This is a genomic window from Ruegeria sp. CK3, from assembly GCF_056536565.1.
The window spans coordinates 1-17474 of the sequence record NZ_JBQFPV010000020.1; the positions used below are offsets into that span (position 1 = coordinate 1).

Sequence of the window (17474 nt, forward strand, 5' to 3'; positions counted from 1 at the left end):
AACTCAACCTCAGATGCCCCCAGTCTATCCTGAGCGTCTCCACCGTCTCTCCAGTGCGTCTCACCGTCTCGCCGGTGTGTCACCAGCGCCTCAGCAGCGCCGGTGAAGGGGTATTTACGGATTAGGTCTGGGACCTGCAACCCCCATTTTGCAAAAACTTCAAATTTCTCAGCAAAAAGTTTCCTACCTTAATAAAAGCAACAGGTTAGCTTCATTTTACTGGCGGTTTTTCCGCCTATATCCCCACGGGTAGCTGACAACGAACAGCCAAGCGCCTGAATCGTACCCAATGCTTGGTATGCGTTCAGGGCAGGCTAACAAAAACACCGCCCGAGTCTTCTCGGACGGCGCTTTTTCGTGAGTGGTGTAGGCAATCACTTCAGATCAAAACGATCCACGTTCATCACCTTGTTCCAGGCCGACACGAAGTCACAGACGAATTTGCCCTCGGCATCTGCCTGACCATACACCTCGGCCAATGCCCGCAGTTGCGAGTTCGAACCGAAGACCAGATCGACACGGGTGCCCGTCCACTTGACCTCACCGCTCGTACGGTCACGACCTTCATAGACGCCTTTGCCCGAGGGCTTCCATTCTGTGCTCATGTCCAGAATGTTGGTGAAGAAGTCGTTGCTAAGGACACCGGCGCGATCGGTGAACACACCGTGCTTGCTGTCACCGAAATTCGCGCCCAAGACGCGCAGACCGCCCACAAGGGCCGTCATCTCCGGGGCTGACAGTGTCAGCAGCTGCGCCCGGTCGACTAACAGCTCTTCGGGCGAGACGGCATAGTCGGCCTTCTGGTAATTACGGAACCCATCTGCGATTGGCTCCATCACGGCAAAACTGTCGACATCGGTCTGCTCTTGCGACGCGTCGGTCCGACCCGGAGTGAACGGAACCTCAACATCCTGACCGCCCGCTTTGGCCGCCTGTTCGATACCAACGGCACCGGCCAGAACGATCACATCGGCCAAGGACACTTTCTTGCCGCCCGATTGAGCGTCGTTGAACGCGGCCTGAAGACCTTCCAAAGCGCCCAGCGCCTTGGACAGCTTCATAGGTTCATTGACGTCCCAGTCTTTCTGTGGCGCAAGACGGATACGGGCACCATTGGCACCGCCCCGCTTGTCCGACCCACGGTAAGTCGAAGCCGAGGCCCAAGCGGTCGAAACCAATTCGGACACAGACAGACCAGTGGCCGCGATCTTGGCTTTCAGGTCGGCCACATCCGCGTCGTCGATCAGATCGTGATCCACTGCGGGGACGTTGTCCTGCCAGATCAGCTCCTCAGCGGGGGCTTCTTCGCCGATATAGGCCGAACGCGGGCCCATGTCGCGGTGCGTCAGCTTGAACCATGCGCGTGCGAAAGCATCCGCGAACTCTTCCGGGTTCTCGTGGAAGCGTTTCGAGATCGGGCCATAGATTGGATCCATGCGCATCGCCATGTCGGCGGTGGTCATCATGGTTTTGACCTTCTTCGACGGATCATGCGCCTGCGGGGCCATATCTTCTTCTTTGACATTCACCGGCTCCCAAATCCATGCGCCCGAGGGGCTTTTGGTCAGGTTCCAGTCATAACCGAACAGCAGGTCGAAGTAGCCATTGTCCCACTTTGTTGGGTTGGCCGTCCACGCGCCCTCGATCCCCGAGGTGGTGGTGTCGTCACCCTTGCCCGAACCGAACTTGTTGATCCAGCCAAAGCCCATCTCTTCAATCGGAGCGGCCTCTGGATCGGGACCAACTAGATCGGGATCACCCGCACCATGCGCCTTACCAAAGGTGTGGCCACCTGCGACCAGAGCGACGGTTTCCTCGTCATTCATCGCCATACGACCAAAGGTGTCGCGGATATCACGGCCTGAGGCAAGCGCGTCGGGCTGTCCGTCCGGACCTTCTGGGTTCACGTAGATCAGACCCATCTGCACGGCAGCCAGTGGGTTTTCCAGATCACGCTCGCCCGAGTAACGGCTATGTGGGTTGTCCGTCGGGGCCAGCCATTCGGTTTCCGAACCCCAATAGATGTCTTCCTCTGGGGCCCAGATATCTTCGCGGCCACCTGCGAAACCAAAGGTCTTGCCGCCCATCGACTCGATGGCGCAGTTCCCCGCCAGGATCATCAGGTCGGCCCAGGAAATCTGGTTGCCGTATTTCTGCTTGATCGGCCACAGCAGGCGACGCGCTTTGTCGAGGTTGCCGTTATCCGGCCAGCTATTCAGCGGAGCAAAACGTTGGTTGCCGGTCGAGGCGCCGCCACGGCCATCTGCCGTCCGGTACGTACCAGCACTGTGCCACGCCATCCGAATGAAGAAACCACCATAGTGACCGTAGTCCGCTGGCCACCAGTCCTGGGAATCCGTCATCAGCGCATAGAGGTCTTCTTTCAGCGCTTTGTAATCCAGCTTCTTGAACTCTTCTGCATAGTCGAAATCTGCGCCCATCGGGTTCGATGCCGGTGCATGCTGGTGCAGGATCGAAAGCTTCAGCTGGTTGGGCCACCAGTCGCGATTCGAACGCGTGCCAGCGCCATGCATCACAGGGCAACCGCCTGCTTTGGGGTTATCACTTCCGTCCATATCGATCTCCAATCCTGGCTCAGGTCTTGCGGCTCAGCGCGGTATTAACTGTAACGAACAAGATTACAGAAAGATGTAGCCCTGATGGATTTCAAGGGTCGCCCGCCGAAATTGGCGCAGCCCCCATTCATCAGGGCGACTCTGCACCCTTGTGTCGGGGGAAATCTAGCAAACCAAAGACATAGAGATAAGTTTTGTTTTCTCATAATAACAATAACCAAAACCTATGATACGCGGATCCTCCGACCCGTAACCTTGGGTCACAACGCCCACAGGCAGATTGTCTTCTTTCCTGTTCGCTTTCAGTCTGGCCCGAACATGCGGCCAAGGACCCCGAGCAGGACATAAGGACAGCAGGATGGAGTTTGACTATGTGATCGTCGGCGGAGGCTCGGCCGGATCGGTTCTAGCCGGTCGCCTGAGCGAGGACCCGAACATCAGCGTCTGCCTGCTTGAGGCCGGAGGCCCCGGCAAACATATCGCCATCCGCATGCCCGCCGCCGTGGTGTCGACCCTTCCGGGACGCCCAAAGATCAGCAATTGGGCGTTTGAAACTGTCCCGCAACCGGGCCTGAACGGGCGGAAAGGATATCAGCCGCGCGGCAAAGCCTTGGGAGGCTCCAGCGCGATCAATGCCATGCTCTATATACGCGGGCAGCGGCAGGACTACGATGGGTGGGCCGATCTGGGCTGCGCTGGTTGGGATTGGTACAGCGTTCTGCCTTACTTCAAACGCTCGGAAAACAACGAGCAGGGTGCAGATGACCTACATGGCGATAGTGGCCCCTTGCAGGTGTCGGATCAGAAAGAGCCGCGCCCGATCACCAATGCCTTCATCGATGCCGCCAGCCAGATGCAGCACCGCCGCGTCGAGGATTTCAATCGCGGTGATAACGAGGGCGTTGGACTCTATCAGGTGACGCAATTCCACGACCAAGCCCGCAACGGGGAAAGATGTTCAGCCGCCGCGGCCTATGTGCATCCGGTCATGGATCGCCCGAACCTGAACGTCATCACCCATGCCCATGCCAAAGAGCTGACATTCGAAGGCAAACGCGCGACCGGAGTGATCTACAAGAAGAGAGCAAGAGGCATGGATCTATCGGTCTCGGCCAGACGAGAGGTATTGATCTGTGCGGGCGCGCTGCAATCGCCACAACTGTTGCAGCTGTCCGGTATCGGCGACGGGGAAGAGTTGCGCCAGCACGGAATCGCGGTCCGGCATGACCTGTCCGGCGTCGGCAAGAACCTGCAAGATCACCTGGATTTTATTCTGGCTTACAAAACCAAGGACACCAACAATTTCGGCATCGGCCTGACGGCAGGCATGCGCCTGATGGGGCACCTGTTGCGCTGGCGCATAACCGGGTCGTCGATGGCCTCGACCCCCTTTGCCGAAGGGGCCGCGTTCCTGAAGACCTCTCCTGAACTGGATCGTCCCGACATTCAGCTCCATTTCGCCATTGCTCTGGTCGATGATCACGCCCGCAAGCTGCACTATGGCCATGGTTATAGTTGCCACATCTGCAAGCTAAGGCCCGAAAGCCGGGGCACCGTCGGTCTGCATAGTGCCGATCCTTTCGCCGCACCCGCCATTGATCCCAACTTTCTATCCGATGACCGCGATCTGCAAACCATGATCAAAGGTGCGCGGATGATGCGAGACATCATGCAGGCCCCCGCCCTTGTCCCTTACCGTCATAAAGAGATGTTTGGGACGGAAAGTGCCGAAACCGACGCGGATTGGGAACGCCATATCCGCGCTCGCGCCGATACGATCTATCACCCCGTCGGCACCTGCAAGATGGGGCTGGATGAGATGGCTGTGGTCGACCCAGAGCTAAAGGTTAACGGGATCGAAGGGTTGCGGGTCGTCGATGCCTCAGTCATGCCAACTCTGATCTCGGGCAACACCAATGCGCCCACGATCATGATTGCCGAGAAAGCGGCCGACATGATCAAGGCTGCTCAGTGACCTTCATCAGGGCCTCAAGCCCCACTCGGTAATTGGGGTAGAGCAAGTTAACCCCAAGCTCATCCTTGATCCGGTTGTTTCGAACCCGCTTATTCTCGCTGTAGAAACTGCGCGCCATCGGCGTCATTTCGGCCTCTTCAAACGGAACGGCAGGCGGTAGCGGCAGGCCCTGAAGCTCGGCCGCGTAGCCGATCACATCCTGTGGCGGCACTGGCTCATCATCGCAGACGTTATAAACAGCGCCGGGATTCGGGGCCGCCATCGAGGCCGCCAGAACCTGTGCGATATCCTCCACATGGATACGCGAGAACACCTGACCCGGTTTGATAATCCGCCGGGTCCCACCGCCCTTGAGCTTGGAGAACGGTCCGCGACCGGGGCCGTAGATGCCCGCCAGTCGGAAGATATGGATCGGCAGGTTGGGAATGGCCGACCATTGTTCCTCGGCCAGCAAACGCCAGCGCCCGCGTTTGGCTGTTGGCGCGGGTGGCGTGGTTTCATCCACCCAATTGCCCTGATGATCGCCATAGATCGCCGTGGTCGACAGATATCCTACCCATTGGAACTGCTCCGCGCGCGCGGCGATCTCGGCGCCCAGCGCCACCAGAACCGGATCGCCATCCTCCTTCGGTGCGGTCGAGATCAGCAGATGCGAGACCCCATCCAGATCCGGCACGTCCCCGGGCCAAATCAACGGCTCAGCGCCCGAGGCGCGAATGGCGTCAGTACCCTCGGCATCCCGCGTGGTGCCGACAACCCGCCAGCCCTCGGGCGTCAGGTGGCGCGACAGGGCTTGGGCAGAGTATCCGTGGCCAAAGGAAAACAGTGTATTCGTCATGCCCTTTAGATGATCCGAGCAGACCGGGGATGCAAGCACCACGTCGACACACTTGATTCGAATCTCGCGATGCGCCTTTCTTTTAGGCATGAGCGAGAAAACCCCAGACCTGCACGCGGCCTATGCGCTGACCTCTCCCGACGACAACAAGCGCCTCTATGCCGAATGGGCGGGCGATTATGATGACGGTTTTGCCGCGCGCGAGGACTATCAGCTACATATCCACACCGCCCGCGCCTTTGTGCGGGCTGGAGGGCAAGGTCCGGTGCTGGATGTTGGCGCTGGCACCGGTCTTTGTGGCGCGGTTTTGGCCAGTCTGGGGGTTGGGCCGATCGACGCCACGGATATCAGCGCCGAAATGCTGGATCAGGCCATGCGCAAGGACACATATCGCGACGCGATCGAGGCCGACCTGACCCAAGGCATCCCGGTGCCTCGCCACAACTATTCGGGTATCGTGTCCTCTGGCACGTTCACCCATGGCCATCTGGGCCCCGAGGTCCTGCCCGCCTTGCTGCGCGTCGCGCGCCCGGGTGCGCAATTTGCCGTTTCAATCAACGCCAAACACTATGAAAAACTGGGCTTTGCCGACGCCTTCAGGCAGCTTGAGCAGGGTCAGATCATCAACCTGTCCCTGCCCGAGGTCCGCATCTACGGAGACCTCGCCGCTGGTCCGAACAAGGACGACACGGCCTATGTCGCCCTGTTCGAGAGGACCTGATCAGGTCTTCGCCTCGAAACGTTATGTGTACATCTGTTTCTTGAACGCCCGCGTGCGCGTCGTCGCCTCGGCCGAACCGTCGTGATAGGTGCCGAACCACTTGTCGAACGGGATTTCCGAGGTGCCGTAGTTGCACTCGAAATAGCGGTGGTGCAGCTGATGGAAGAAATCGCCAGCGCGGGCAGCATCCGTTTCTTTCGCCCTCAGCTTTTCGAAACCGGAATGGGACAGAACCGGGCTGATCTGCTGAAAGTAGGTATGGAACAGAAGGTGCAGCGGGTGCGATGGGATGATCAGGTGAATGAAATAGGTCGTGAAGTAGAGAATGTTCTCATACCAATGGTTTGAGATACCCGACCAGGGCCCGATATTGACGTTGCGGTGATGCACCGCGTGGACGTGTTTGTAGAGCTTCGGGTGATGCTCCAACCGGTGCACCCAATAGAAATGCAGGCCGGACCACATAGGGATCAGCAACATCCACAGAACAAACCAAACCGGCGCGCTGGACCATGTCACAGTCGGCACATAGCCATTGGCCATCGCCCAAAAGATCACCCATTGATAGACGGTCGCCACTGTCATCGCGCTGCCCAAGGTCCACCAAATATTGTCGAGGACCTGATTGCGGAAAGTGAAGTTGCCGTTGTCCCGGGTCAGATCACGGCGATCGAACTTTTTGTACATGCCCTGACCTTTGCGCATGTAAAGCCACCAATGCAAACCGCCCGCGACCAGAATCTGAGGCACCATATTCAGCAGCCAAATCCGGAACATCCACCCCGCCGAAAAGCTCTTCATTGCGTCCAATCCGGGGAAGAACAGGACATAGGCGATCACGGCCAGTGTCATGCAAAGGGTCAGCGAGGTGATCTGCAACCACGCCCCGCCATACCATTTTACAACCGCCGCCGGGCGGAGCGGCCAAGTGAATAGAGGGTTCAATCCCACCGGTCCTTCGGGGTGATAATTCCAACGGGCGGCTTCCGGATCCTGAGCGGTGTCGGTCATGGCAATCACTTCTGTCTTTTGGGTTAGGTTGCGTAGTCCGAGCCTTCGGCATCGAGCAGGGCTTTGATCTCACGCAGATGCGCCTGGGCTTGATCGGGGTAGTCGTCCAGCTCTTGCGCAGTCTTCTCGGCGATCTCATCGGATAGCACGCGCAACGGTTGACCCGTTTGCAGCGCACGGATGTAGGTTTCGGCGGCGCGCTCGAAATAATAGAGTCTATTAAAGGTATCTGCCGGGTCGCTGCCGATGATCAGAACACCATGGTTGCCCATGATCATGACCTTCTTTTTCGGGTCCGTCAGCATTGAGGCGCAGCGTTCCCCCTCGCTCTCAAACGCCAGACCACCGAATTCCTCATCAATCACATAGCGGTTGTAGAAAGTGGCTGTGTTCTGGTCGATAGGGGGCATGTTGCTGTCCGCCAGCGATGCCAGCACAGTGGCAAAGATCGAATGTACATGCATGACACACCGTGCATGCGGGCAATGGCGATGGATCGACCCGTGAAGCCCCCAAGCGGTCGGGTCCGGCGCGCCGGGTTGGCTCATGACATCCGGATCATTGGCATCCAGCAGCAACAGGTCCGAGGCGCGGATACGACCGAAATACATCTGATTGGGGTTCATCAGGAACTGCGTGCCCTCCTCGTTCACCGCAAGGCTGAAGTGATTGGCAACGGCCTCGTGCAAGTTCAGACGTTCGGTCCAGCGGAACGTCGCGGCCATGTCCACGCGTTCAGACCAATGGTCGATATTGGGGCGAAGATTGGCGACACTCATGAGAACGCTCCTTTGGGCAAGGGATTTGAGCAAAGCCTGCCTTGGGTTCCTGGATTTGACCAACGAAAAAAACGTAACTATCCCATTAGTAGAACTTATGGTGAGGTTATGCCGATGCAGAATTCCCTGCCTCCACTGGGCTGGCTGCGCACATTCGAGGCGGCGGCACGCCATCTATCATTCACCGGCGCCGGCCGCGATCTGAACATGACGCAAAGCGCTGTAAGCCAACAGATCAAGTCGCTCGAGGGGCATCTGGGCCAGCCCTTGTTCCTGCGACGCCCCAAGGCGCTGGAACTGACCGAGGCCGGAATCACTTACCTGCCCGTCGTGCGAGAGGCATTTCGCACGCTGGTACGTGGCACACAGGCCGTAACGGGCGCTCAGCAAAACGCGGTTCAGGTTCAGTGCAACATTACCTTTGCCGTGAACTGGCTGGCCCCACGCCTGCCGGCCTTTCGGGCTGAGCACCCGGATGTCCAACTAAACATCTTCACAGAGCTCTGGGAGCCGCAGGAAATGGCCGAAGGCGCTGCGGTCGAGATTCGCTTTTCCCTGAGGCCCGCCGATACGGTCCGAACCGAGCTGCTGCGGCGTGAACACTATTATCCTGTCTGCGCGCCCGGTTTCAGTGTGGACCTGGAGACGTTGCAGGAAAAGCCTCTGTATGATTGCTCCAACCTGCTTTCAAATTGGGCCAGTTGGGCGGATGATCAGGCTCTAACATGGGGAAAACCGAACATCACTTACGCCACGACCTATCTGGTTTGTTTGTCAGCGGCGATGGCCGGGGGCGGCTTGTGCCTTGCGCATGACACGATCGCAGACAGGTTAATCGAGCAGGGTTTGATGGTGGCCCCTTTTAAGCATCGCGCCGAGATGCCCGAGGCGTATTACCTGCTGCTTTCCCCCCAAGCCGAGGAAACGCCTGGCGCGGTGGCCTTTGCCAATTGGATACGGCGCGAGATCGGGTGAGTGGGTTTCTCCCGCCCATCGTCGCGGCCCCTTTCGGGGCAGCTTCTCTGGTTGGGCCGGGCAGCACTGGCGCGCTGCGGACGAGATTTGTAATGATTTCATGATACGGGATTACCGGGGTTGCACCTTACAACACATTCGGGAAAGTTGAGCCATGGAATACACACCCTTCCCAAGTTGGCCCGATGTCGCCCCCCGTCTAATCGCCGTTGCCGCAGGTCGCGAATCCGCAGATATGGTGATCCGCGGTGGTATCTGGGTCAATGTTCACAGCCGAGAGCTGCTGCCCAATCACTCCGTCGCCATCGCTGAGGGGCGGATTGCTTTTGTCGGTCTAGATGCTAGTCACTGCATCGGCCCCGACACACAGATCATCGACGCCAACGGGCGCTACATTCTGCCCGGCCTGTGCGACGCGCACATGCACATCGAATCGGGCATGCTGACACCGGCCGAATTCGCTCGGGCCGTGATCCCACATGGCACGACCTCGATGTTCACTGACCCGCATGAGATCGCAAATGTGCTGGGCCTCGACGGTGTGCGCATGATGCATGATGAGGCGATGATGCAGCCGGTGAGTATCTTCACTCAGATGCCCTCCTGCGCGCCATCGGCCCCGGGATTGGAGACCACCGGCTATGAAATCTCGCCCGAGGATGTGGCGCGGGCGATGGGTTGGCCGGGTATCATCGGGCTGGGTGAGATGATGAATTTCCCCGGTGTGATCAACGGCGATCCGAAGATGCTGGCCGAGATTGCAGCCACTCAACGAGCCGGGAAAACGGTCGGCGGACACTATGCTTCGCCTGATTTAGGGTCTGATTTCTCGGCTTATGTAGCTAGTGGCCCGGCGGACGACCATGAAGGCACCTGTGAGGCTGACGCCATTGCACGGGTACGGCAGGGGATGCGGTCGATGATGCGGCTGGGGTCTGCATGGTACGATGTGGAGACCCAGATCACGGCTGTCACTGAGAAAGGTCTGGACCCGCGCAACTTTATTCTGTGTACCGATGATTGCCACTCTGGCACCTTGGTCAATGAGGGCCATATGAACCGGGTGGTGCGCCATGCCATCGCCTGTGGGTGCGAACCTCTGGTCGCTTTGCAAATGGCCACGATCAACACCGCCACGCATTTCGGGCTGGAGCGTGAGATTGGCTCGGTCACGCCGGGACGGCGCGCGGATATCATCCTCAGCTCGGACTTGACCGATTTGCCGATCGAGACGGTCATTGCGCGTGGGCAGGTGGTCGCTGAGAACGGTACCATCACTGTCGAATGCCCGCATCTGAACTGGCCGGAAAACGCGCGAAATACGGTGCACCTGGGGCATGTGCTGACGGAAAGCGACTTTGAAATTCAGGCCCCCGCAGGCGCGAACCGGGTTCAGGCCAATGTCATCGGTGTTGTCGAAAACCAGGCCCCGACCAAGGCGCTGAAGGCCGAATTGCCGATCATCGGTGGTATGGTCGAGGGGGAGGGCGAGGTCTGTCAGATCGCGCTGGTGGAACGCCATCGCGCCACCGGAGGGGTCACAAATGCGTTCGTTTCAGGCTTTGGCTATCAGGGCAATATGGCCATGGCCTCGACCGTGGCCCATGACAGCCACCATATGATCGTCGTCGGCACCGACCGCACGCAAATGGCGCTAGCCGCCAACCGTCTGGCCGAGGTCGGCGGCGGTATCACACTGTTCCGGGACGGCCAGGAACTGGCGCTGGTGGAACTGCCCATCGCTGGCCTGATGTCCGACAGCCCTGCTGCCGAGGTCGCGGCAAAAGCCGAAAAGATGGTCGAGGCGATGGAGGCCTGCGGCTGTCAACTAAACAACGCATATATGCAACACTCTCTGCTGGCCCTAGTTGTGATCCCCGAATTGCGGATCTCGGACCTTGGGCTGGTGGATGTCCGTACGTTTGAAAAAATAGACCTTCTGGAACCCCTGGCATGACAATAATAAAAACACCTGACACACCTGCTGCGGAAGACTTCACCGACCCCGAGGCTGCCGTCGCGCGGCTTGAACTTCTCTACAATCAGGCCACGGATTTCTTATGCGAGGGCTTCTCGGCGGCCATGCAGGAAGGGGCCCCTTCGGCCCGTATTAGAGCCTACTACCCGGAAATTCGCATCAAGACCTCAAGCTACGCGCAGGTCGATAGCCGCCTGAGTTTCGGGCATGTCTCGGAACCTGGCATCCATGCAACCACCGTAACGCGACCTGACCTCTTCCGCTCTTACCTGACGCAGCAGATCGCGTTGCTAATCAAGAACCACGACCAGCCGGTGACCATCGGTGCCTCCGATACGCCGATTCCGGTTCATTTTGCCGTCGCCAACAACCCAGATCTGGTGGTGCCGCATCAAGGTGCCGCGGGTTTCACCCTGCGCGATGTGTTCGACGTGCCCGATCTGACAACAACCAATGACGATATCGTCAATGGCGTACATGATCATACTGAGGTCGGGCCGCTTGCGTTGTTCACCGCCCAGCGCGTCGATTATTCTCTGGCGCGGCTCGCGCACTATACCGCGACAGATGCGGGGCATTTCCAGAATCATGTTCTGTTCACCAACTACCAGTTCTACGTGTCCGAGTTCGAAAACTACGCGCGTGAACAACTCGCCGACCCCGATAGCGGCTACGCCAGCTTTGTCTCGACCGGGAATGTCGAGATCACCGAGGCAGATGAAGCGCTGGAGCAGCCGATGAAGCTGCCTCAGATGCCGACCTATCACTTGAAACGGGCGGATGGATCCGGCATCACTCTGGTCAATATCGGCGTCGGACCGTCGAACGCCAAGACCGCCACCGACCACATCGCGGTTCTACGCCCCCATGCCTGGTTGATGGTCGGGCACTGCGCTGGCCTGCGCAATACGCAAGCCTTGGGCGATTTCGTCCTGGCCCATGCCTATCTGCGCGAAGACAAGGTTCTGGACGATGACCTGCCGGTCTGGGTCCCGATCCCACCGCTGGCCGAAATTCAAGTGGCGCTGGAACGCGCCGTGGCGGAGGTCACCGAACTTGAAGGGTATGAGCTGAAGCGGATCATGCGGACGGGCACTGTCGCATCGGTCGATAACCGCAATTGGGAGCTGCGCGATCAATCCGGCCCGGTGCAACGGCTCAGCCAATCCCGTGCGATTGCGCTGGATATGGAAAGCGCCACGATTGCTGCAAATGGCTACAGATTCAGGGTCCCCTACGGAACTTTGCTGTGCGTCTCCGACAAACCGCTGCATGGTGAATTGAAGCTTCCCGGCATGGCGTCGTCCTTCTATACAACTCAGGTCAGCCGCCATCTGGCGATCGGAATAAAGGCGATGGAGCATTTGCGCGGTATGCCTTTGGAACGCTTGCACAGCCGGAAATTGCGTTCATTTGACGAAACGGCCTTCCTCTGACGTAAAAAAGCAACGTTTTCCCCATATTTTTAGGGTTTTCCGCGCTACTATTCGTTGTGTTCGTCCACAATATCCCGTTACAGTTACGCGGTGAGGCCCTATAGATCGGGCACGTTAAGGAGACCAAGAAATGGCAAAGCCTATGACAAAGACTCAGCTGGTGGCTGCTCTCGCTGAGGAAATGGGAACCGACAAGAAATCCGCGAATGCGGCGCTGGAGGCTGTGACCGGCCTGATCACCCGCGAAGTTTCGGCCGGTGGCGCAGTAACCCTTCCCGGCGTCGGCAAAATCTACTGCCGCGAACGCCCCGAGCGACAGGTTCGCAACCCGGCCACTGGTGAGACCTTCACCAAAGAAGCCGACAAGGTTGTGAAGATGACCATCGCAAAAGCTCTGAAAGACAGCGTGAACGGCTAAGCCGCGACGTCATGTTGACAGAATGTGGGGCTGCCGGAAGGTGGCCCCTTTTTCTTGCTAGGCGACCTGTTCAAAGCGTTTTGCGTTTTATCTGAAACAAAGCTATCGAAATGCGCGTTCGACCGCAGGGAGAGGCAGCGTATTTCGATTCAAATCAAACGCAAAGCGATTTAAGAAAAGCACACCGCCCACCCAAGGAGATGGAAATGGATTTGCGCGCCATCGCAATGGGGCTGACCTTTGCCCTGATCTGGTCGTCGGCTTTTACGTCGGCGCGGATCATCGTTGCAGATGCATCGCCTCTATTTTCTCTGGCGTTGCGCTTTTTGATTTCCGGCATCATCGGCGTCGCGATCGCGCGGGCCATGGGTCAATCCTGGCATCTCACACGTGAGCAGTGGCGCGCGACCATACTGTTCGGAGTGTGCCAAAATGCCCTTTATTTGGGTCTGAATTTCTATGCGATGCAAACAGTCGAGGCCTCGGTCGCGGCGATCATCGCATCTACCATGCCGCTGCTTGTCGCACTGGCGGGCTGGGCCTTTCTGGGGGAGCGTTTGCGCCCCTTGGGGATTATTGGGCTACTGGCTGGATTTGTTGGCGTTGCCCTCATCATGGGCAATCGCATCGGCGCAGGTGTCGATCTGTTCGGAGTGGCCCTTTGTGGAATCGCAGCCCTCGCCCTGACCTTCGCGACTCTCTCCGTGCGCGGGGCCACGTCGGGCGGCAATTTCATGATGGTGGTCGGATTGCAGATGTTCGTGGGTGCTGCGGTTCTGTTTGTCGCAGCCCCGATTTTCGAAACGATCCGCATACATCTGACAGTGCCGCTGGTTCTGGCGTTCAGCTACACAACGCTGTTCCCCGGCCTTCTGGCGACATTGATCTGGTTCATGCTGCTCAACCGGATCGGGGCGACCCGCGCGGCGACGTTCCACTTTCTCAACCCCGTGTTCGGTGTCGCCATTGCCGCCGTTCTGCTGGGTGAGAAGCTGGGGCCGCTGGATGCGCTGGGTGTTTTGATCACGACGCTGGGCATTCTGGCGGTGCAACTGTCGCGTCAGCCTGGTCAGGGTAGCAGTGCCTCGACCTGACGGGTCAGCTTCGGCGATGTCGGCTTGACGCTTGAACCAAAAGTAGCCACGACCTCACCTTCTGAATCCAACAGGATTTTGTTGAAGTTCCATTGCGGCACAAAACCGGTTTGCTCCGCAACGGCCTTGTAGAAAACATGCGCTTTTGGCCCCTTTACCGGAGTGATATCGGCCATCGGCAGTGTCAGGCCGTAGTTCATTTCGCAGAAGGCTTTGACTTCGCTTGCCGTTTCTAGTTCCTGATTGAACGAATCCGATGGGACCGCAAGCACCACCAAACCGCGTTTGCCAAAGGTTTCATGCATCTTTTGCAAATCCGCGTATTGATCGGTGAAGCCGCATTGCGATGCGGTATTGACCACCAGAACCGGCTGACCGCGCCATTCCTCAAGGGACAAAACACCCCCGTCGATCGACGCGAACTCACCCGTCAAGGGCGCCGCTTGAACGCCGCGACCGATCAACAAAAGAACGCTCAGCAGCAATACACGAAACATGGCAAAACCTCCTTGGTACTAAGGATACGGTAAAAACCGCCTTCCGGATCAACTGCACATGCGCGCGAGGGGTTTGAAATATGATTTTGATTTCCGAAATTTTATGCCCAAATACTACTCAACCATTCCAATTGATCGGAGGAGCCATGTCCCGCTACACCAAGGACCCCGCGGTCGTTGCCGCTTTGTCCCCCGAGGCATTTCACGTCACCCAGCGCAGTGGCACCGAACGTCCTGGAACCGGCGCATATCTGGGCAATAAAGAGCCCGGCATCTACGTGGATATAGTCTCGGGTGAGCCGCTATTCGCCTCGACGCACAAATACGAATCCGGCTGCGGCTGGCCCAGTTTCACAAAGCCAATCATCCATGAACATGTGGAAGAGTTTCGCGACACCACCCATGGCATGATCCGCACCGAGGTCCGCTCGAAACATGGCGACAGTCACCTTGGCCACGTCTTCCCGGACGGCCCGCGCGAACATGGTGGTCTGCGCTATTGCATTAACTCTGCCGCACTGCGGTTCATCCATCGCGACGAGATGGAGGACGAAGGTTACGGCGAATACCTGATCCATGTGGAGGACATCCAATGAGTATCGAACGCGCTGTTCTGGCCGGTGGCTGCTTTTGGGGCATGCAGGATTTGATCCGCAAACTGCCCGGCGTGTCCCGCACGCGTGTCGGATATACCGGCGGCGACGTGCCAAACGCCACTTATCGCAACCACGGAACCCATGCCGAAGGGATCGAAATTTTCTTTGATCCCTCTCATATCACCTATCGCGATCTGCTGGAGTTCTTCTTTCAGATCCACGACCCGACGACACCGAATCGTCAGGGCAATGATCTTGGAATGAGCTACCGTTCAGCGATCTACTATGTGGATGACGCGCAAAAACAGGTGGCTCTAGACACAATCGCGGATGTGAACGCCAGCGGATTGTGGCCCGGCAAGGTCGTCACCGAACTGGAACCCGTGGGTGACTTCTGGGACGCCGAACCCGAACATCAGGATTATCTGGAACGCATTCCAAACGGCTATACCTGCCACTTCCCGCGCCCCGATTGGGTCCTACCCAAACGCGAAGCGGCTGAATAAAGCTTGGCCCCCTTCGGGCTCCGAAGGGGGTTAACCCGTGGCGACCCGAGGTCGACCGCTGGCCTCGACAGTCAACATCGCCTCCACAAACACCTCACGCTCTTCCACGCGGGCGGTTCGAATATCGCGGTCGACAACCACTCGGATATCTTCGGCACCCGCCTCGCGCACAGCACCTTCCGCCTCTTCTCGGAGGATTTGTTCCAGCAACGCCAAAGCCTCATCCGAGGCGTTGAAGTCCTTCGGGCCGTCTTCCAGATGAACGCGATACTGCCCCTCGGCGGGCGAGGTAATCGTGCCCGACCGCCGCAGAGTCAGCCGCCCAACCACCGCCCCGATGGCGTTGGCCACACCAGCATGTTCGGGCAGAACCATTTTGCAATGGAGCCGCTCCCCAACCGCCGGATAGTAGCTGGGGGCCGAGGCACCCAGACCCACCACATCTACGTTCAACGCCGCATCCAGCGCCAGCAACCCTCGGTGCTGTGCCAACCCGCGCTGGGTCAGGACATGCCGGGCAAGCTCCTTCGGGGGTAGACCGAAATCTTCCGCCTCTTCGGCAAAAGCAGTCTCTAACAAGGTCAAACTGGTCTGTTCGGTTAGTTGATCGATGATCATCTGCGCCAGGTGTTCCGGTGTCGCCGCCAGCATGTCACCCGACCCGACCCGTTTGCGCGCCACCAGTTCCAGCGCCTTGCGTGCGGCATCTGCGTCCCAGGCCTCAACCCGGCCCAGAACATGGCTGGCATCAGACGGCGTGATCCCCGAAACCTGTAGGATTCCGCGATCCACTAAGCGGGTCAGCGCGCCATTCTCCATCCGCGTCCGCAATAGTCCACTGAGAGCCAGGACCTGATCACCCAGCCGGTCCAGCAACGCCTCTTCCCGCACGCCGATCCCATCGGCATGCACCCCCGGAACGCGGCGTGCGAACCGTGTGTCATGCTCGCCCACCGTGGTTGAGCGCAGCTGCTCGTCGAGTATCGCATGCACCACTTCGGGCGCCTCGGACGCGATCAGTGAAACCGGCAGCACCCGCCGTGGCCCAAGGAAAACGCCGCCCTTCAAGCCTTCGGTCATGACATGAACCTGGCTGTCGCCGCCCAAACCATGAGTCCGCATCGCGACGGCCTCAACCATTGTGCGGAATCCACCAACCTGCGCGCCCGCCGGATCAATCGCGGGCTTCCCATCGCGGATCAGCGCCACATCCGTCGTCGTACCGCCGATATCAGAGACCAGAGCATTCTCTGCCCCTGTCAACCACCGCGCCCCGACGATCGAGGCGGCAGGACCACTCAGAATCGTTTCAATCGGCCGCTCCCGCGCCTGCTCCGCGCTCATCAATGCGCCATCCCCGCGCACGACCATCATCGGAGCGGTAATGTCCAAAGCCAGCAATTGATCCTGAGCCCGCCCGATCAGGCGATCAATCATCCCGATCAACCGTGCATTCAAAACGGCAGTGACGGCGCGCTTTGGCCCGTTCAACTTGGCGGACAATTGGTGCGAGCAGGTAACCGGCGCTCCGGTCTTTTCGGTTATGATCCGCGCCGCTTCCAGCTCATGCGTCGGGTTGCGCGTTGCGAACTGAGCCGCCACGGCAAAGCCGGAAACCCCTGTGTGAGAGTCTAAAAAGGCCTCTAATGCTTCAACATCCAGCTTTGTGACCTCACCGCCCGCATGGCTGTGTCCACCTGCCACGACAAGCGCCGGATCGCCTTTCAAAGCATCCCTCAGACCATGCTTCTCAAGATCGCTTTCCTTGAACCCGATATAGATCAAGGCCACGCGACCGCCCTGCCCCTCGACCAGAGCATTGGTGGCCAGCGTCGTGGACAGAGACGCCATCGAGATCTGATCCGGCGTCACCTGCGCCTCGTCCAAAACGGCCGAGATCGCCTTACTCACCCCAATCGCCAGGTCCGCCCGAGTGGTCAGGGACTTGGCCGAGGCGATCACCTCACGCTCATCCCGGATCAACACCGCATCGGTATAGGTCCCGCCCGTATCTACCCCCAAAGCCAGCGCCATCGGGTCCTCCATCTGTTCGCTGCAGATGGGTGTAGCGGTT

15 protein-coding genes are annotated in these 17474 nt (G+C 58.7%); 9 read left to right on the forward strand and 6 right to left on the reverse strand.

The genetic code is table 11. The features are described 5' to 3' along the window. Positions 1-374: 374 nt before the first annotated feature. The gene (katG, locus tag ACR0C3_RS22785) at positions 375-2576 is read right to left on the reverse strand and encodes a catalase/peroxidase HPI (protein ID WP_480760680.1); all 2202 of its coding nucleotides are present in this window, start codon (positions 2574-2576) and stop codon (positions 375-377) included. 358 nt (positions 2577-2934) lie between these two features. Between katG and ACR0C3_RS22790 the strand changes: the two genes are divergently transcribed. Beyond that, complete coding sequence (locus tag ACR0C3_RS22790) at positions 2935-4551, forward strand: GMC family oxidoreductase (protein WP_480760682.1); 1617 nt, start codon at positions 2935-2937, stop codon at positions 4549-4551. Here ACR0C3_RS22790 and ACR0C3_RS22795 read toward each other — a convergent pair. Then, the gene (locus ACR0C3_RS22795; RefSeq protein WP_480760683.1) at positions 4535-5389 is read right to left on the reverse strand and encodes an SDR family oxidoreductase; all 855 of its coding nucleotides are present in this window, start codon (positions 5387-5389) and stop codon (positions 4535-4537) included. The genes ACR0C3_RS22790 and ACR0C3_RS22795 overlap by 17 nt on opposite strands. Positions 5390-5477: 88 nt before the next feature. Here ACR0C3_RS22795 and ACR0C3_RS22800 point away from each other — a divergent pair, with 88 nt between their 5' ends. Further along, on the forward strand, positions 5478-6110 hold the full coding sequence (locus ACR0C3_RS22800) for a class I SAM-dependent DNA methyltransferase (protein WP_480760684.1): 633 nt from the start codon (positions 5478-5480) through the stop codon (positions 6108-6110). Between the two features lie 21 nt (positions 6111-6131). Here ACR0C3_RS22800 and ACR0C3_RS22805 read toward each other — a convergent pair whose 3' ends face one another. Together ACR0C3_RS22805 and ACR0C3_RS22810 are read right to left on the reverse strand one after the other, a co-directional pair. Further along, complete coding sequence (locus ACR0C3_RS22805; protein WP_170680497.1) at positions 6132-7121, reverse strand: sterol desaturase family protein; 990 nt, start codon at positions 7119-7121, stop codon at positions 6132-6134. Between the two features lie 23 nt (positions 7122-7144). Next, on the reverse strand, positions 7145-7900 hold the full coding sequence (locus ACR0C3_RS22810; protein ID WP_480760686.1) for a class II aldolase and adducin N-terminal domain-containing protein: 756 nt from the start codon (positions 7898-7900) through the stop codon (positions 7145-7147). A 114-nt stretch (positions 7901-8014) separates the two neighbouring features. Here ACR0C3_RS22810 and ACR0C3_RS22815 point away from each other — a divergent pair, with 114 nt between their 5' ends. The 5 genes from ACR0C3_RS22815 (at position 8015) to ACR0C3_RS22835 (ending at position 13801) form a co-directional block, all read left to right on the forward strand. Next, the gene (locus tag ACR0C3_RS22815) at positions 8015-8875 is read left to right on the forward strand and encodes a LysR family transcriptional regulator (protein ID WP_480760688.1); all 861 of its coding nucleotides are present in this window, start codon (positions 8015-8017) and stop codon (positions 8873-8875) included. A 154-nt stretch (positions 8876-9029) separates the two neighbouring features. Further along, entirely contained in the window at positions 9030-10832 is a 1803-nt protein-coding gene (gene ade / locus ACR0C3_RS22820) for an adenine deaminase (RefSeq protein WP_480760690.1), read from the forward strand. Further along, positions 10829-12289 carry an AMP nucleosidase gene (locus ACR0C3_RS22825; RefSeq protein WP_480760692.1) on the forward strand — a complete coding sequence of 487 codons (1461 nt, stop codon included), beginning with the start codon at positions 10829-10831 and terminating at the stop codon, positions 12287-12289. Before ade ends, ACR0C3_RS22825 begins: the two co-directional genes overlap by 4 nt. Positions 12290-12419: 130 nt before the next feature. Further along, complete coding sequence (locus ACR0C3_RS22830) at positions 12420-12707, forward strand: HU family DNA-binding protein (protein WP_050605937.1); 288 nt, start codon at positions 12420-12422, stop codon at positions 12705-12707. Positions 12708-12913: 206 nt separating this feature from the next. After that, complete coding sequence (locus tag ACR0C3_RS22835; RefSeq protein ID WP_170380151.1) at positions 12914-13801, forward strand: DMT family transporter; 888 nt, start codon at positions 12914-12916, stop codon at positions 13799-13801. Here the strand turns inward: ACR0C3_RS22835 and ACR0C3_RS22840 are convergent. Next, on the reverse strand, positions 13777-14298 hold the full coding sequence (locus ACR0C3_RS22840; RefSeq protein WP_480760694.1) for a glutathione peroxidase: 522 nt from the start codon (positions 14296-14298) through the stop codon (positions 13777-13779). The genes ACR0C3_RS22835 and ACR0C3_RS22840 overlap by 25 nt on opposite strands. 146 nt (positions 14299-14444) lie before the next feature. Here ACR0C3_RS22840 and msrB point away from each other — a divergent pair, with 146 nt between their 5' ends. Continuing rightward, positions 14445-14894, forward strand: a complete 450-nt coding sequence (msrB, locus tag ACR0C3_RS22845) for a peptide-methionine (R)-S-oxide reductase MsrB (RefSeq protein WP_170380153.1) — start codon at positions 14445-14447, stop codon at positions 14892-14894. Then, positions 14891-15400 carry a peptide-methionine (S)-S-oxide reductase MsrA gene (msrA, locus tag ACR0C3_RS22850; RefSeq protein WP_480760695.1) on the forward strand — a complete coding sequence of 170 codons (510 nt, stop codon included), beginning with the start codon at positions 14891-14893 and terminating at the stop codon, positions 15398-15400. The genes msrB and msrA overlap by 4 nt, the downstream gene beginning before the upstream one ends. A gap of 30 nt (positions 15401-15430) precedes the next feature. Here the strand turns inward: msrA and ACR0C3_RS22855 are convergent, their stop codons facing one another. Continuing rightward, positions 15431-17434 (reverse strand): hydantoinase/oxoprolinase N-terminal domain-containing protein, encoded by a 2004-nt coding sequence (locus ACR0C3_RS22855; protein ID WP_480760714.1) that lies wholly within the window; start codon positions 17432-17434, stop codon positions 15431-15433. Positions 17435-17474: the final 40 nt, after the last annotated feature.

Excerpts from the sequence above, each read along its gene's own strand:
- ACR0C3_RS22790 (WP_480760682.1), top strand. The coding sequence starts at position 2,935 with ATGGAGTTTGACTATGTGATCGTCGGCGGAGGCTCGGCCGGATCGGTT.
- ACR0C3_RS22835 (WP_170380151.1), top strand. The coding sequence starts at position 12,914 with ATGGATTTGCGCGCCATCGCAATGGGGCTGACCTTTGCCCTGATCTGG.
- msrA (WP_480760695.1), top strand. The coding sequence starts at position 14,891 with ATGAGTATCGAACGCGCTGTTCTGGCCGGTGGCTGCTTTTGGGGCATG.
- ACR0C3_RS22800 (WP_480760684.1), top strand. The coding sequence starts at position 5,478 with ATGAGCGAGAAAACCCCAGACCTGCACGCGGCCTATGCGCTGACCTCT.
- ACR0C3_RS22810 (WP_480760686.1), bottom strand. The coding sequence starts at position 7,900 with ATGAGTGTCGCCAATCTTCGCCCCAATATCGACCATTGGTCTGAACGC.
- ACR0C3_RS22840 (WP_480760694.1), bottom strand. The coding sequence starts at position 14,298 with ATGTTTCGTGTATTGCTGCTGAGCGTTCTTTTGTTGATCGGTCGCGGC.
- ACR0C3_RS22795 (WP_480760683.1), bottom strand. The coding sequence starts at position 5,389 with ATGACGAATACACTGTTTTCCTTTGGCCACGGATACTCTGCCCAAGCC.
- ade (WP_480760690.1), top strand. The coding sequence starts at position 9,030 with ATGGAATACACACCCTTCCCAAGTTGGCCCGATGTCGCCCCCCGTCTA.
- katG (WP_480760680.1), bottom strand. The coding sequence starts at position 2,576 with ATGGACGGAAGTGATAACCCCAAAGCAGGCGGTTGCCCTGTGATGCAT.
- ACR0C3_RS22805 (WP_170680497.1), bottom strand. The coding sequence starts at position 7,121 with ATGACCGACACCGCTCAGGATCCGGAAGCCGCCCGTTGGAATTATCAC.
- ACR0C3_RS22825 (WP_480760692.1), top strand. The coding sequence starts at position 10,829 with ATGACAATAATAAAAACACCTGACACACCTGCTGCGGAAGACTTCACC.
- ACR0C3_RS22815 (WP_480760688.1), top strand. The coding sequence starts at position 8,015 with ATGCAGAATTCCCTGCCTCCACTGGGCTGGCTGCGCACATTCGAGGCG.
- msrB (WP_170380153.1), top strand. The coding sequence starts at position 14,445 with ATGTCCCGCTACACCAAGGACCCCGCGGTCGTTGCCGCTTTGTCCCCC.
- ACR0C3_RS22830 (WP_050605937.1), top strand. The coding sequence starts at position 12,420 with ATGGCAAAGCCTATGACAAAGACTCAGCTGGTGGCTGCTCTCGCTGAG.
- ACR0C3_RS22855 (WP_480760714.1), bottom strand. The coding sequence starts at position 17,434 with ATGGCGCTGGCTTTGGGGGTAGATACGGGCGGGACCTATACCGATGCG.